The following is a 13,773-nucleotide window of genomic DNA, read 5'->3' as shown; positions in this document are numbered from 1 at the left end:
TGACCCGTCTCGGGGGCGGTCGGGAAGCTCGCGCCAAACCGCTCGTTCTTGCGGACGCCGGCCGGCTGGCGCTTGACTTCGCCTTCGCCGCCGCAGAGACATCCGCGCAACAGCGCCGCCTAGCCGGCAACAGCGTTTCCAGCAGAAAGATGGCAATGGATTCCCACCTCCGCGCGCTCGAGGCCGAAGCGATCGCGATCCTTCGTGAAGCCCGCGCCTGCTTTGCCCGGCCGGTCCTGCTCTACTCGATCGGCAAGGATTCCTCGGTCCTCTACCATCTCGCCAAGAAGGCGTTCGCTCCGACGAAATTGCCGATGCCGATGCTGCATGTCGACACGACCTATAAGTTCAAGGACATGATCGCGTTCCGCGACGAGCTGGTCGCGCGCGACGGGGTCGAGCTACTCACCGCCACCAACGACAAGGCGCTGGCCGAGGGCATCAACCCCTTCGATTTCGACGCCTCGACCTATACGTTCGCGATGAAGACGGTGCCGCTGCGCCAGGCGATCGATGCGCATGGCTTCGATGTCGCGATCGGTGGGGCGCGGCGCGACGAGGAGCGCTCGCGCGCCAAGGAGCGCGTGTTCTCGCTGCGCGAGCCCGGCCATGTCTGGGATCCGCGCAGCCAGCGCCCGGAATTCTTCGGCCTCTACAACACGCGGCTGCAGCCCGGCGCGACCATGCGCTGCTTCCCGCTGTCCAACTGGACCGAGCTCGACATCTGGCGCTACATCCTCGCGCAGGCGCTTCCCGTCGTGCCGCTCTACTTCGCCAAGGAGCGCCCCGTCGTCCGCCGCAACGGCCAGTTCATCGTCGTCGACGACGAGCGCTTCCAGCTGCTCCCCGGCGAGCAGGTCGAGACCGCACTGGTGCGCTTTCGCACGCTTGGCTGCTATCCCCTGTCCGCCGCGATCGAAGCGCCCGCCACCAGCGTCGAGGACATCATCCTGGAACTCCTCGCAACCAAGACCTCCGAACGCGTTGGTCGCATCATCGACCATGTCGGCTCGTCGATGGAGGACAAGAAGCGCGAGGGGTATTTCTGATGGCGAACGCAACGCACGCAGCGCAAACGCTGCCCGAACCGCTGCGGCTGCCGCGGCTTCGCATCATGACCTGCGGCTCGGTCGATGACGGCAAGAGCACGCTGATCGGCCGCCTGCTCTACGAATCCGGCGCGGTCTTCGAGGATCATCTCCTCGAAGCCGAGCGGGCGAGCGGCGGCACGCTCGATTTCTCCTATCTGGTCGACGGCCTCAAGGCGGAGCGCGAGCAGGGCATCACCATCGACGTCGCCTATCGCTACTTCACCACCGCCAAGCGCGCCTTCCTGATCGCCGATGCTCCGGGCCACGAGCAGTATACCCGCAACCAGGCGGCGGCGGCTTCGCAGACGCAGCTCGCCAACGTGCTCGTCTCCGCCGCCGACGGCGTCAGGGTGCAGACGCGCCGCCACATGGCGATCGCCGCTCTGTTCGGCGTGCGCCATGTCGTCCTGGCGATCAACAAGATGGACCTGGTCGACTGGCGCCGCGAGCCCTTCGACGAGATCGCCGGCGAACTGAAGGCCTTCGCGGCGAGCCTCGGGCTGAAGGTCGTCGCAGCGATTCCGCTCTCGGCCCGCAGCGGCGACAATGTCGTCAAGCACAGTGCCGCCCTCGACTGGTACGAGGGGCCAACCCTGCTCGACGTGCTCGAAACCTTCGAGCCGCCCGCTTCGAGCAGCGGCACGGCGATCCTGCCGGTCGCCCTCACCGGCCGGCTGCCGCATGGCGGACGGGTCTCCTTCGGCGAGATCGCAGCCGGCGAGATTGCCGTCGGCCAGGCGATGCAGACGGAGGCCAGGCTCGACGTCACGATCGCCCGCCTCTGGTCTGCGGGCGAAGCCGTCGAACGCGCTGGTGCCAGAGAGGCCGTCGCCGTGGAACTGGTTCCCGAGCGGGATCTCGGCCGGGGCGCCGTCCTGGTATCCGGCGACGGCGAGATCGCCCAGGCGACGCAGCTGCGGGTGCGCTTCGTCTGGCTGGGGAACGAGCCGCTCAGACCCGGCGCCAGTTATTCCTTCCAGCTCGGCAAGGGCGAGACGAACGCGACCGTTTCGCGCATCGAGGGCCGGCTCGACCTCCAGGACCTGACGATCGCCTCGACCGACGAGGAGATCGGGACCAATGATATCGCGGTGGGCCGACTTACCCTGGCGAAGCCGCTGCCGGCCCTGCCCTTCAGCGGCTCGCATGCGCTGGGCAGCTTCATCCTGGTCGATCGCATGACATCGCAGACGGTCGCGGCCGGCATCGTCCTCTCGGTCGAGAAGCGCAGCGGCGACACGCCGTGGCAGGCGATGCAGGTCACCCCGGAGGATCGCTCCAAGCGCATGGGGCAGCGTCCGGCGGTGGTGTGGCTCACCGGGCTGTCCGGGGCCGGCAAGAGCACGGTCGCCGATCTGCTGGACCGGCGCCTGCACGCGCTCGGGCGCCACGCGACCGTGCTCGACGGCGACAACCTCCGCTCCGGCCTGAACGCCGATCTCGGCTTCTCCGATGCCGACCGCGTCGAGAACATGCGGCGCGTCGCGCATGTCGCCGCGCTGATGGCCGATGCCGGCCTCGTCGTCATCGTCTCGCTGATCTCGCCGTTCCGCGAACAGCGGCAGGAGGCTCGCGAGGTGATCGGGCCCGACAGGTTCCTCGAGGTCTTCGTCGATGCCCCTCTGGAGGTCTGCCAGCAGCGCGACCCGAAGGGCTTCTACGCCCGCGCCCGGCAAGGCGGCATGCCGCGCTTCACCGGCATGGGAGCGGCTTATGAGCAGCCGCTGAATCCGGACCTGCACCTGCATACCGACCAGCAGACGCCCGAACAGGCCGCAGAGATGCTGGTTTCGGCGCTGCGCAAGCGCGGACTCGAGATTTGAAAGGGCCGGAACTTGAATTGAAAGGGCCAGGGCTTGCCCGGCCTTTGCCGGAAGCAGTTCAGGCCGTCGCTGCGAGTGTAAGCAAATTGTCATCTGACAATGGGAGTAAATCGCGGAGAACTGGTCGCCATGTTCGACTATGGAACATCTGCCTTTGGGCAAGCATCCCTTGCCTTGAAAACCTGCGTCCTGTAACGCGGCACGTCAGCCGGGGCCCTTTCCTCATTGAAGGGCAGCGATTCTTTCACACGGTATGGTCCTTACGATAACCTTCACTTCAGACTGACCGAACACGTCGCCGCCCGGACATCGGGCACCGCGTGCGAGGTCAGGGCTTGCAATGATTAAAAGGGGTATGGCGTTGCGGCGGATAATGGTTACAGGCGGATGCGGGTTCATCGGCTCGGCTTTGTGCCGGCACCTCGTCGGCGCCGGTCATGACGTCCTCAACCTCGACAAGCTGACCTATGCCGGCAATCCCGCCTCGCTGCGCGATATCGGGAACTCGCCCCGCTATCAGTTCGCGCAGGTCGATATTTGCGACGGCGACAGCGTCTCGGCGCAGATTCAGCACTTCCAGCCCGACCAGATCGTCCATCTCGCCGCAGAGAGCCACGTGGACCGGTCGATCGTCGGCGCCGGCGCTTTCATCGAGACCAACATCGTCGGCACGTTCAGCATGCTGCAGGCCGCCCGCGGCTATTGGGACAAGCTGCCGGGCGAGCGGCGCGACGCCTTCCGTTTCCTGCACGTCTCCACCGACGAGGTCTACGGCTCGCTCGGCGAGAACGGCTTGTTCACCGAGGCCACGGCCTATGATCCGAGCTCGCCCTATTCCGCCTCAAAGGCGGCCTCGGACCACCTCGTCACCGCCTGGACGCGGACCTATGGCTTCCCGGGCCTGATCTCGAACTGCTCGAACAATTACGGCCCCTACCATTTCCCCGAAAAGCTGATCCCGCTCGTCATCCTGAACGCGCTCCACGGCAAGCCGCTGCCGGTCTACGGCAAGGGCGACAACATCCGCGACTGGCTCTTCGTCGAGGATCACGCGCGAGCGCTCGACGTCATCGCCACGGAAGGCCGCGTCGGCGAGAAGTACAATGTCGGCGGCCGCAACGAGCGCCGCAACATCGACGTGGTCCAGACCATCTGCCGCATCCTCGACCGGCTGCGCCCAGGCGCCAAGCCGCACGAGGAGCTGATCACCTACGTCACCGACCGCCCCGGCCACGATCAGCGCTATGCGATCGACGCGACCAAGCTCGAGACCGAGCTCGGCTGGCGGGCCGAGGAGACCTTCGAGACCGGCATCGAGAAGACGGTGAGCTGGTATCTCGACAACGAATGGTGGTGGCGCCCGCTACGCGACAAGGTCTATGCGGGCGAACGGCTCGGCTTGCTGAAGCAGGCTGGCTGACACGATGAAGATCGTCGTCACCGGCACGAACGGCCAGGTCGTCACGGCGCTGCGCGCTCGCGCGGCAGCCATCCCCGGAATTGCGCTCGTCGCGATCGGCCGGCCCGAACTCGATCTCGCCGATGCTCGGGCCGCCTCTGCCGCCATCCGCGCGCTCGCGCCCGATATCGTCGTCAACGCAGCCGCCTACACCGCCGTCGACCAGGCCGAGAGCGAGCCTGAGCTGGCCATGGCGGTGAACGGCGCCGGCGCCGGCGCAGTCGCCGCGGCCGCTCGCGCGGCGGGCGCGGCGATCATCCAGATCTCCACCGACTACGTCTTCGACGGCACCAAGACAGCGCCCTATCTGGAAGACGATCCGGTCGGGCCGATCAGTGCCTATGGCCGCAGCAAGCTCGCCGGCGAAGAGACCGTGGCAGCCGCGAACCCGGATCACGTCATCCTGCGCACCGCCTGGGTCTATGCCGCGCACGGCAAGAATTTCCTGCGCACCATGCTGCGGCTGGCCGAGACCCGCGACGAACTCTCGGTCGTCGCCGACCAGCAGGGCTGCCCGAGCTATGCGCCCGATATCGCCGATATCGTGCTCGGCGTCGCCCAGCGCCTGCGCGACAAGCCGCAGGAGGCTGCAATGCGCGGCGTCTTCCACTTGGCAGGCGCGGGCGAGACCAGTTGGGCCGGCTTCGCCGAGGAGATTTTCGCCCAGGCCGCCGGACGCGGCTTGCCGCATGCCCGCGTCAGGCCCATCACCACGGCCGATTACCCGACGCCGGCCAGCCGACCGGCCAATTCGCGGCTGTCCGGCGACAAGCTCAAGCAGGTTTACGGCCTGGCGATGCCCGATTGGCGCGATGCGCTCGGGCGCTGCATGGACGAGATCATCAAGGAAACGAAGGCTACGCGGACATGAAGGGCATCATCCTCGCCGGCGGCAGCGGCACCCGCCTGCACCCGATCACGCTCGCCGTCTCGAAGCAGCTCGTGCCGGTCTATGACAAGCCGATGATCTACTATCCGCTCTCGGTGCTGATGCTCGCCGGCATCCGCGAGATCCTGATCATCTCGACCCCGCACGACCTGCCGCTGTTCCGCCGCCTGCTCGGCGACGGCAAGCGCTGGGGCGTCGAGTTCTCCTATGCCGAGCAGGCCGTTCCGAACGGGCTGGCGCAGGCCTTCGTCATCGGCGAGGATTTCGTTGCCGGAAACCCGGCTGCGCTCGTGCTCGGCGACAACATCTTCTACGGCGCCGGCCTGTCTGATCTCGCCGAGAGCGCCTCGAACCGCAGCAGCGGCGCGACCGTCTTCGCCTATCACGTGCCGGATCCGGAGCGTTACGGCGTCGTCGAGTTCGACAAGGACGGCAGGGCGCTGTCGATCGAGGAGAAGCCCGCCAACCCGAAATCCAACTGGGCGGTGACCGGGCTTTACTTCTACGATTCCGATGTCGTCTCGATCGCCAAGGCGGTCAAGCCTTCGGCGCGTGGCGAGTACGAGATCACCGACGTCAACCGCGCCTATCTGGAACGCGGCGACCTGCATGTGCAGCGCATGGGCCGCGGCTATGCCTGGCTCGACACCGGCACGCCGGATTCGCTGACCGACGCCGCCAACTTCGTGCGCACCATCGAGAAGCGCCAGGGCATGCGCATCTGCTGCCCGGAGGAAATCGCCTGGCAGAACGGCTTCATCGACGATACCCAGTTGAAGGCACTGGCGCTCGAGCTGGGCAAGAGCCCCTATGGGCAATATCTGGAGCGGCTCCTCGTCGAGCAGCACTGGCACCGGTAAGGGTGAGAGATCGGCCATGAAGATCGAGACGCTGCCCATCGAGGGCCCCCTGCTGATCGAGCCGACGCGAATCGGCGATGCCCGCGGCTTCTTTTCCGAGGCATTCCGGGCCGACCGCTTCGAGGAGGCGGCCGGGCCAGTGCGCTTCGTCCAGGACAACCACTCCGCCTCGGCCGCCCGCGGCACGATCCGCGGCCTGCACTACCAGAAAGAGCCGAGGGCGCAGGGCAAACTGATCCGCGTGACGAAGGGCGCGATCCTCGATGTCGCCGTCGATATCCGCGTGGGATCGCCGACCTATGGCCGGCATGTCGCCGTCGAGCTCTCCGCCGAGAACTGGCGCCAGCTCTGGGTTCCGACCGGCTTCCTGCACGGCTTCTGCACGCTCGTCGAGGATGTCGAGGTGATCTACAAGGTCACCGACTACTATAGCCGCGACCACGATGCCGGCGTGCGCTGGGACGATCCCGATATCGGCGTGGCCTGGCCGATTTCCGCCGAGGACGCCCGCCTGTCGGACAAGGACCGCACCGCGCCGCTCCTGCGCGAGATCGGCTCCGAGTTCACCTATCGCGGCTGACCGACCGCTCCGGCGCTGCGCGCCGGCTGCGACCTGATCGCACCGGACGATGCCGGGCCACCTGGCCGCCCGGCGTCGAGGACCCGTCCGCCCAGGTCGAGGACGTCATAGCCGGCCGACCATGCCGCAATGGTGAAGCAGCGCTCCAGGGCGTGATGCAGCGTTCCATCCGTCTGGCCTTGCTCGGCCTCGAAATCCTCCACGGCAAGGCCCAGGCGCCTGAGCGGCTCCAGTGCCGCCGGCCGGACCCAGAACATCGTGCCTTCGAAGAAGCCGAGCCGGGCGACGTCCCCTGCTCCCATCCGATCCGCCAGATCGAGCGCGCGCGCCTTATTGTCCGTCCAATAGGCCGGGTTCTTGTGATAGCAGCCGCCCCAACCGACGACGCCGACGGTGGGATCGGCGAACAGGTTCATGACCCGCCGGTTGGCGTTGCTCTCGCCGAACAGCAGGGCGAATAGCAGCTTTCGCCTGATGTTGCCGTCGAGCAAATGCGGGCTGCGCTTGGTGTGCACCTTGAGGACGATGTCGTAGCGGTCCAATTCACCCGCATTGAGCAGGCTCAGGAAAGGGGCGACGTCGCGCCCGCGATTGGGCACGGAATGGAGGTGCACATGGTCGCTCCCGGCGACGATGGCCTCGGCCTGCTCCCGCTTGTCGTGCGGAACCGTGACATGAAGCGGAACAGCGCCGGAAAGCAGCGCACGCTGCTTCAGGATCTCCGTCAGCAGCTCCGGATAATAGGCATGGGCGACGATGGCGATCGGCCCGACGCCCTTCACCGCGGCAGCTTCGCGCGCCAGCTTGCGCCTGAGCCTTTGCGCGCCATCGCTGACGAACACGCCGCCGATGGTCAGCGTGGCGAGCTTCTTCGCGACGTGCCGCGCGAATGTGGTCGAGAAGACGCCGAAGCGCTTGGCCGATGACATGGGTGCCGATGAATCGCTAAGCCAGGAAGCCGGTCGGGAAACGAACGCCGTATCTCATCACCCGTCGTGCCATATTCGCAGCCCATTCGTAAGCCACCTGCCTATCGTCGCGCGCACTCGTCAAATTTCGCCAGCCAACCCAGCCTTGGCGCCAAGCCCCGTCATGCACGAGCAATCAACCCGGATCACCGGTCGCGAGCGGGCCTCCATTGCTGCGACCAAAACCAATCCGCCTGAGGCTTCGGAATAAGCGACAAACAACGGTCCAGCGCGCGGGAGAACGTCATGCCGAGCCAGGGTTCCCCTTTGCATTTGCCGCGGCGGCGAAATCGACCGAGAAGATCATGGAAGCCAATAACGAAGAATGCGAGGGCGAACTCTAGCTGCTCGCCGCAATTTCGGCCGGCGCCGCCCCTAATCGATTGTGCCAACCATCGCGCAGAGCGCGCCACACAAGCTGCCGGGTTTCCCAGCCGAACCGGCGCGAGAACAACAGCAGGCCAATCTGCATCGCAAGGCGCCCGCTCACTTTGAGCTTCCACACCGGCGCAACGTATGGAAGCCTCAGCATCGCCGCGCTGTTGCGGATATAGAAAAAGCACCTCAGCCGGGGATACCGCAAAATCTGCGGCGTGCGGGCTTCGCATGCCGCAGTCGGCTCGCCCCAGCGATGGTCGAGCGTGATCTCCGAAGCCACAAGCGAATCGTAGCCTTTGCCGAAGGCCCGCAATCCCCATTCGACGTCGATCCCGTCGATGAAATACTCCGCTCGAAAAGGTCCGATCTCGTTCCAGGCGGCAATCGGGACCAACGAGCCGGAGGTCGGCGTAAAATAGACGGTGCCTTCGGCCTTGTCCCGCCATGCGTAGCGCAGGCGCCGGTAGTTCTCGCCATGCGGAGGAACGAGCCGCGGGCCGACCACGGCCAGCCTGCGCCCTTGCGCCTGGCGGCTGGCCAGAACACCGGCGAGCCTGGCGGCAAGGCCGGGTTGGGGCGTGCTATCCTGGTCCATCAACAGAATCTGGCTGGCGCCCTCGTCCCTAGCCGCCTCGACGAGGCGGTTGAGCCCGAAACCCAGCCCCTGGTTCTCGGCGGAGCGGATGATCAGCGCATTCTCGAACGTTGCGATCAGCCTTTCGGAAGCCTCGTCGATCGGCCCGTTGACGAAGATCATCAGCCTGTGCCCATCGCCGGTCAGGGGCACGAGCAGACGATCGAGCAGCGCGGCATCGGGCTTATAGAGAACGACAGCGACTGGCGGAGGCCTGGTAGTCAAACCGGATGACTGCTCACTTAGCATCGAGATAGCCGGCCTGTTCCAGTACCTGTGCAGGAGCAATATCCTGCCGAGCTCCGCAGGTACGGCATGGAAAAGCTCGTACCCCCGCACCGCCGGCTCGCTGGAGCATGATCATGCCAACGGATCATTTGGATTTTGAATAGCTTGGCCTGAACGCCCCTACAAGTAACAAAGCGATGGCGCATGAGATCGCGGTGGACCATCAAGTTTAACTCCCACGATCCTGAGATGAGTAGCCTTGATCAGGTAAACTCGCCAGCGTCTCGCACCTCCCCTGTCGGATAGGCCAATACCCCCTGAACCTATCCCCGGATTCGCAAGTTGACGATACGTCACAACGCGAAATCTGCCGGCCCGCTTTGGTGCGATCGCCGCCCCGGCGGCATGGATTCCCGTGCCGTGCCGGCGCCTTCAGGCATCCTTATATCATGCCTTGAAGATATTCGCGCCGTGCAAGCCGTGACGGGCACACGCGTTGCGCGTATCGACGACCAGTTTCGAGGCCTCCGCCAGCAGGGCGTAGTCGACGCCGTCATGATCGGTGGCGATCAGCACGGCGTCGAACTCGGCCAGCTGCTCTCTCGTCAGCGGCACGCTCGCGCGGCCGGTGAGCCAGGGGTAGCTCCGGGTCGGCGTCACCACCGGGATATGCGGGTCGTGATAGGCCGCCTGCGCCCCGCGCTGCTCGATCAGTTCGATCAGCTTGAGCGAGGGGCTCTCGCGCATGTCCTCGATGTTCTTCTTGTAGGCGAGCCCGATGACGAGGATGCGCGAGGCGCTCATGCTCTTGCGCAGCTGGGTGTCGAGCAGCTCAGCCAGCCGGTTCACCACGAGATAGGGCATGCCGGAATTGATCTGCCCTGCGAGCTCGATGAAGCGCGTGGTGATGTCGTATTCCCGCGCCTTCCAGGTCAGGTAGAACGGGTCGATCGGGATGCAGTGCCCCCCGAGGCCAGGCCCGGGATAGAACGGCATGAAGCCGAAGGGCTTCGTCTTGGCGGCGTCGATCACCTCCCAGACGTCGATGCCCATCGCGGCGTAGACGGTCTTGAGCTCATTCACGAGGGCGATGTTGACGGCGCGGAAGATGTTCTCGGTCAGCTTCACCGCCTCCGCCGTCGCGGTCGATGAGACCGGCACGGTCTTGACCACGATGGCCGCATAGAGCGCATCGGCCATGGCGAGCGCGTCCGCCCCGTCGCCGCCGACGACCTTCGGGATCGTCGAGGTGCCGAAATGCTCGTTTCCAGGGTCCTCGCGCTCCGGCGAGAAGGCCAGGAAGAAGTCCTGGCCACTGGTCAGGCCGCTCGCTTGCTCGAGGATCGGCCGCATCACCTCGTTGGTCGTGCCGGGATAGGTCGTCGATTCCAGCACGACGAGCTGGCCCTTGCGCAGGCAGCTTGCGATCGCCTCGCTGGTCTTGACCACATAGGAGAGGTTGGGCTCGCGCTGCTTGGTCAGCGGCGTCGGCACCGCGATCAGCAGCGCGTCGGGCTCGCCGAGCCGGCTGAAATCGCCGGTCGCGACGAACTGGCCCGATTGCACGCCCGCGGCGATCTCCTCCGCCGGGATGTGCTTGAATGCGCCGCGACCGGCATTGAGCTCGTCGATGCGCGCCTGATTGACATCGAAGCCGATGACCCTGATGCCCTGGCGCAGCGCCGCGAGCGCCAGCGGAATGCCGACATAGCCCAGGCCGATGATGCCGATGACGACGGAGCGGTCGCGGACGCGATCGATGAAGTTTCGCGCGGCTTCCGATGTCACGAGGCCACCCTGAGCTGATGGCGACAAAGGTCCGCCTTTCCGGGAGCGTCGCTTCTTCCAGAGAAGCCCGCCCCCGTCAACACGCGCCGCGGCGCCGTCTCGGCCGGGGGAAACGCTGCTACTGAGCTTCGATCTTGATCGAGGCCTTCGCAGCCACGTCCTTCCAGCGCGCGATATCGGCGGCCAGGAAGCTGCGGAACTCCGCCGGGCTGTTGCAGACCGTCTCACCGCCGAGCACCGCGAGCTTCTCCTGCACCTCCTTGTCGGCGCAGGCCTTCGCGATCTCGGCATGGAGCTTGTCGACGATCGGCTGCGGCAGGCCCTTCGGCCCGAGCAGGCCGAACCAGGCCACGGTCTCGAAGCCCTTGACGCCGGATTCATCGACGGTCGGCAGGTCCGGCAAGGCCGGAGCCCGCTTCAGCGTGGTGACGGCGAGCGGCTTGACTTGCCCGCCCTTCACTAGCCCGATCGCCGGCGGCAGGTTCACCGCCATGAACTCGACCTGGCCTGAGACGATGTCGTTCAGCGCCGGGCTGGCGCCACGATAGGGCACATGCGTCGCCTCGATGCCGGTCAGCACCTTGAGGTATTCGGTGCTCATGTGTGCCGACGAGCCGGCGCCGCCCGAGGCGAAGCTGAGCTTGCCAGGGTTCGCCTTCGCATAGGCCACCAGCTCCTTCATGCTGGAGACCGGCAGCTTCGGGCTCGCGATGAAGATGTTGGGCGCGCGGTAGATCAGCGAGATCGGCGTGAAATCCGCCTGGGCGTCATAGGGAATGTTGACATAGGTCGCCGGATTGATGCCGTGCGAGCCGGCATTGGCCATGATGAAGGTGTAGCCGTCCGGCGCCGACCTCGCCGTCGCCAGGGAGCCGATGACGCCGCCGGCGCCCGGCCGGTTCTCGACGACGAAGCCCTGCCCGAGCGCGATCCGCAGTTTCTCGCCGATCAGCCGCGCCGCGATGTCGGAGCCGTCGCCCGCCGGGCTCGGCACGATGATCGTGACCGGCCGCTCCGGCCATCCTTCAGCCCGCGCAGCCCCGGCCAGCGCGAAAACCGCCGCCGCCGCGCCGAGCACACGGCGTCCCCAGTCCCATACAAGCACGTTCTTCTCCAATATGATCAAATACGAGAATATTTTTCATTGACACGGGCAAACATACCAGATTTTTGATCAAATCAAATGGGCCAAATCCGCGCTGACGCCATCAAGGACCAGATTCGGGACGAGATCGTCTCCGGCGTGCTCGCCTTCGGCTCGAGGCTGCGCATCGACGAACTCGCCGGCCGCTACGGCGCCAGCCACATGCCGATCCGCGAGGCGCTGCGGAGTCTGGCGGGCGAGGGGCTCGTCGTCGCGGAGGCCAACAAGGGCGCCCGCGTCGTCAGCATCGACCGACGCCATGTCGGCCATCTCTTCAGCATGCGCATCGCCCTGGAGGTGACGCTGGCGCGCGAAGCAGCGACCGCGGTCACCGAGCGCGACCTCGCCGAGATCGAGGCTCTCGAACAAGAGCGTCTCGGGCTGGCCGAGCAGGGCCACTTCCGCGAAGCGGTCCAGACCAACCAGCGCTTTCACCGCCGCATCTACGAGATCCCCGGCAATCACGAGGCGCTCTCCGTGCTCGACCGGCACTGGCTGCTGCTGGCCGCGCTCTGGTCGCGCTTCGGCTACCGGCCGGAGCGGCTGGGCGGCGTCGCCAGCGACCATGACCACATCATCCGCGCCCTGCGCGACCGCGACGCCGAGGCGAGCGGCGTGCTGACCGCAGCCCATGTCACCAAGACGCGGCAGGACCTGCTGGCGCAAATGGCCCTCGCCCCGGAAGCCGTTCCATGACGATCACCCGCGCTGACCCGATCCGCCGCGTCCGGCTGCAGCTCGCCCGCATCAGCCCCAAGACGATCTGGGCCTTCCTGCGCGTCGGCTTCGCCTCCGGCGTCGAGGGCATCGGCGAGGCCAGCCTGAACGGCCGCGAGCGCGGGCTGATCGACGCCGCCACGCAGAACCTGCCGCGCTGGATAGAACGGGGCTTTGGCGACGAGCCGCTCGCCGGCCTGGCACAGCCCATCGCCGCCTTGCGCACCGCCTTCGACGTCGCCTGCCATGACGCCGCCGCCCGGCGCGCCGGCACGAGCCTGGCGGCAATGCTCGGCGGCGATCCCGCCGCCACGATCCCGCTCTACGCCAATATCAACCGCCGCACCGCCGACCGCTCGCCGGAGGGTTTTGCCGCCAGCGCCGCCCATGCCGTGGCGCGCGGCTTCGCGGCCTTCAAGATCGCGCCCTTCGACGAGGTCACGCGCGAGCGCTGCGCCGCTGGCGAAGGAGCGGCCGCGATGCAGGCCGGCCTCGCCCGCATCGCCGCGACGCGCGCCGCGATCGGCCCGGGGCGGCGCCTGATGGTCGATTGCCACTGGCGCTTCGACGATGCGATGGCGAGCGAACTGATCGAGGCCGTCGCGCCCTTCGACCTGCATTGGCTGGAATGCCCGATCATCGAGAATACCGAGACCATGCCGGTCCTGCGCGCCCTGCGCTCGCGCCTGAACGCGCGCGGCACACGCCTCGCCGGGCTGGAGGAGTTCGTCGGCGCCGAGGCCTTCCTCGCCTTCGCCCGGGCCGGCGCCTATGACGTGATGATGCCGGACATGAAATATGTCGGCGGCGTCGCGGAGATGCTGCGCACCGCCGAAGAACTGCAGAGGCAGGGCGTCGAGGTCTCGCCGCATAACCCGACCGGCCCGGTCTGCCACGCCGCCAGCCTGCAGGCCTGCGCGGCGCTGCCCGGCTTCACCATGCTGGAGATGCAGCTCGACGAGACGCCGCTGTTCTGGGAGCTCGCCTCGCCCGCCTTGCCGGGCGTCGACGGTGGCAGTTCGGCCGTCCCAGGCGGAAGCGGGCTCGGCATCGCGCTCGATGAGGCCTGCCTCGCGCCGCTGCTCTGCGTCGATCTGACGATCCCGGTCTTCGCCCCGGCGGCGTAGAGCCTGTCAGACCCTCAGCCCTCATCCTGAGAGTCTGACTCATAGCTCCCTGAGCCCTCATCCTGAGGAGCGCGAAGCGCGTCTCGA

General features: G+C 66.6%; 12 protein-coding genes. 8 read left to right on the top strand and 4 right to left on the bottom strand.

Annotation, left to right across the window (positions count from 1 at the left end; all coding sequences use genetic code 11):
* Window positions 1–65 precede the first annotated feature (65 nt).
* The 6 genes from cysD (at window position 66) to rfbC (ending at window position 6,702) form a co-directional block, all read left to right on the top strand.
* On the top strand, window positions 66–1,049 hold the full coding sequence (cysD, locus tag DWF00_RS15550) for a sulfate adenylyltransferase subunit CysD (protein ID WP_281270157.1): 984 nt from the start codon (window positions 66–68) through the stop codon (window positions 1,047–1,049).
* Entirely contained in the window at window positions 1,049–2,914 is a 1,866-nt protein-coding gene (gene cysC / locus DWF00_RS15545) for an adenylyl-sulfate kinase (RefSeq protein ID WP_114829458.1), read from the top strand. The genes cysD and cysC overlap by 1 nt, the downstream gene beginning before the upstream one ends.
* A gap of 355 nt (window positions 2,915–3,269) precedes the next feature.
* The gene (rfbB, locus tag DWF00_RS15540; RefSeq protein ID WP_114829459.1) at window positions 3,270–4,334 is read left to right on the top strand and encodes a dTDP-glucose 4,6-dehydratase; all 1,065 of its coding nucleotides are present in this window, start codon (window positions 3,270–3,272) and stop codon (window positions 4,332–4,334) included.
* Window positions 4,335–4,338: 4 nt separating this feature from the next.
* On the top strand, window positions 4,339–5,244 hold the full coding sequence (gene rfbD, locus DWF00_RS15535) for a dTDP-4-dehydrorhamnose reductase (RefSeq protein WP_114829460.1): 906 nt from the start codon (window positions 4,339–4,341) through the stop codon (window positions 5,242–5,244).
* Entirely contained in the window at window positions 5,241–6,122 is an 882-nt protein-coding gene (gene rfbA / locus DWF00_RS15530; protein ID WP_114829461.1) for a glucose-1-phosphate thymidylyltransferase RfbA, read from the top strand. The genes rfbD and rfbA overlap by 4 nt, the downstream gene beginning before the upstream one ends.
* A 16-nt stretch (window positions 6,123–6,138) precedes the next feature.
* The gene (rfbC, locus tag DWF00_RS15525) at window positions 6,139–6,702 is read left to right on the top strand and encodes a dTDP-4-dehydrorhamnose 3,5-epimerase (protein ID WP_114829462.1); all 564 of its coding nucleotides are present in this window, start codon (window positions 6,139–6,141) and stop codon (window positions 6,700–6,702) included.
* Here the strand turns inward: rfbC and DWF00_RS15520 are convergent.
* From DWF00_RS15520 to DWF00_RS15505, 4 genes are all read right to left on the bottom strand, one after another.
* Window positions 6,690–7,631 carry a rhamnan synthesis F family protein gene (locus DWF00_RS15520; RefSeq protein WP_114829463.1) on the bottom strand — a complete coding sequence of 314 codons (942 nt, stop codon included), beginning with the start codon at window positions 7,629–7,631 and terminating at the stop codon, window positions 6,690–6,692. The two genes, rfbC and DWF00_RS15520, sit on opposite strands and share 13 nt — an antisense overlap.
* A gap of 379 nt (window positions 7,632–8,010) precedes the next feature.
* Window positions 8,011–8,805 carry a glycosyltransferase family protein gene (locus tag DWF00_RS15515; protein WP_181832650.1) on the bottom strand — a complete coding sequence of 265 codons (795 nt, stop codon included), beginning with the start codon at window positions 8,803–8,805 and terminating at the stop codon, window positions 8,011–8,013.
* A 552-nt stretch (window positions 8,806–9,357) separates the two neighbouring features.
* Entirely contained in the window at window positions 9,358–10,698 is a 1,341-nt protein-coding gene (locus DWF00_RS15510; protein ID WP_114829465.1) for a nucleotide sugar dehydrogenase, read from the bottom strand.
* Between the two features lie 118 nt (window positions 10,699–10,816).
* Window positions 10,817–11,803, bottom strand: a complete 987-nt coding sequence (locus tag DWF00_RS15505) for a Bug family tripartite tricarboxylate transporter substrate binding protein (protein ID WP_181832651.1) — start codon at window positions 11,801–11,803, stop codon at window positions 10,817–10,819.
* Window positions 11,804–11,881: 78 nt separating this feature from the next.
* Here DWF00_RS15505 and DWF00_RS15500 point away from each other — a divergent pair, with 78 nt between their 5' ends.
* A complete protein-coding gene (locus DWF00_RS15500; RefSeq protein ID WP_114829467.1) occupies window positions 11,882–12,538 on the top strand; it encodes a GntR family transcriptional regulator in 657 nt (218 codons plus the stop codon).
* Window positions 12,535–13,686: a mandelate racemase/muconate lactonizing enzyme family protein gene (locus DWF00_RS15495; protein WP_114829468.1), complete on the top strand. Its 1,152-nt coding sequence runs from the start codon at window positions 12,535–12,537 to the stop codon at window positions 13,684–13,686. The genes DWF00_RS15500 and DWF00_RS15495 overlap by 4 nt, the downstream gene beginning before the upstream one ends.
* Window positions 13,687–13,773: the final 87 nt, after the last annotated feature.

Origin of the sequence: Allobosea caraganae (assembly GCF_003351345.1) — a bacterium.
Classification (GTDB): Bacteria; Pseudomonadota; Alphaproteobacteria; order Rhizobiales; family Beijerinckiaceae; genus Allobosea; species Allobosea caraganae.
Note: the sequence above shows the minus strand (reverse complement) of the source record. Positions and strands in the feature narration are given on the sequence as shown.

Excerpts from the sequence above, each read along its gene's own strand:
- cysC (WP_114829458.1), top strand. The coding sequence starts at position 1,049 with ATGGCGAACGCAACGCACGCAGCGCAAACGCTGCCCGAACCGCTGCGG.
- rfbB (WP_114829459.1), top strand. The coding sequence starts at position 3,270 with ATGGCGTTGCGGCGGATAATGGTTACAGGCGGATGCGGGTTCATCGGC.
- rfbD (WP_114829460.1), top strand. The coding sequence starts at position 4,339 with ATGAAGATCGTCGTCACCGGCACGAACGGCCAGGTCGTCACGGCGCTG.
- rfbA (WP_114829461.1), top strand. The coding sequence starts at position 5,241 with ATGAAGGGCATCATCCTCGCCGGCGGCAGCGGCACCCGCCTGCACCCG.
- rfbC (WP_114829462.1), top strand. The coding sequence starts at position 6,139 with ATGAAGATCGAGACGCTGCCCATCGAGGGCCCCCTGCTGATCGAGCCG.
- DWF00_RS15520 (WP_114829463.1), bottom strand. The coding sequence starts at position 7,631 with ATGTCATCGGCCAAGCGCTTCGGCGTCTTCTCGACCACATTCGCGCGG.
- DWF00_RS15515 (WP_181832650.1), bottom strand. The coding sequence starts at position 8,805 with ATGATCTTCGTCAACGGGCCGATCGACGAGGCTTCCGAAAGGCTGATC.
- DWF00_RS15500 (WP_114829467.1), top strand. The coding sequence starts at position 11,882 with ATGGGCCAAATCCGCGCTGACGCCATCAAGGACCAGATTCGGGACGAG.
- DWF00_RS15495 (WP_114829468.1), top strand. The coding sequence starts at position 12,535 with ATGACGATCACCCGCGCTGACCCGATCCGCCGCGTCCGGCTGCAGCTC.